At 65.5% G+C, this 841-nt stretch carries 1 protein-coding gene; it reads right to left on the reverse strand.

What is annotated here, in order from left to right:
- A partial coding sequence (locus tag EN884_RS37390) for a molybdopterin molybdotransferase MoeA (protein WP_164895484.1) occupies positions 1-841 on the reverse strand: 841 nt, incomplete at both ends.

Consider the following 841-nt stretch of genomic DNA (forward strand, 5'->3'; position numbering starts at 1 on the left):
GCACCTGATATCGCCGAGGCGGCCGAACATCAGCGGCTTGCCGGGGCGCATGGCAATCTTCCAGAAGCCGAGCGTCATGCCTTCGCCGGTCAGCACGTCGTGGATCAGGTCGTGATCGCCGACCGAGGCGCCACCAAGCGTCACGATGACATCCGCACCGGCCGCCACCGCTTTTTGCACCAGTTCGGCGATGGCCTCCTTGCGATCGGCGGCAATGCCGAGATCGAGCGCGCGGGCGCCGACCGAGTGTGCGGTGGCAGCGACGCCATAGGCATTGGACGAGATGATCTGGTCCGGGCCGAGATTACTGCCCGGCGGCAGCAATTCGTCGCCGGTGGCGATGATGGCGACCAGCGGTCGTCTTACCACCTTGACCTGGGGATGGTTGGCCGATGCTGCCAGCGACAGTGCCGCCGGGTCGAGCAAACGGCCTCTTTCGAGCAGCATGTCGCCTGTTGAAAAATCGAGCCCGATGCGACGGATATTGCGCCATTGCGCCGTCGGCTCGGTCACTTCGATTTCGCCGCCGCCGAGGTCGCGGACATTCTCCTGGATGACGATGGTGTCGGCGCCTTCGGGCAGCGGCGCGCCGGTGAAGATGCGCACCGCTTGTGCCTTGCCGATCCTACCGGCAAAACCACGTCCGGCCGGCGCCATGCCGATCACCGACAGCCTGGATGGTACCGACGCCACGTCGGCGGCTCGAGCGGCATAGCCATCCATGGCGGAAGCGTTGAAAGGTGGCTGGGTACGGAGTGCCACGACCGGTTCCGCCAGAACACGATCCACCGCCTCGAACAGAGGAACGCTTTCGCCGGCTAGAGGTGCCGCACCATCGAGC

The organism is Mesorhizobium sp. M7A.F.Ca.AU.001.01.1.1, from assembly GCF_004022735.1.
Classification (GTDB): Bacteria; Pseudomonadota; Alphaproteobacteria; order Rhizobiales; family Rhizobiaceae; genus Mesorhizobium; species Mesorhizobium ciceri.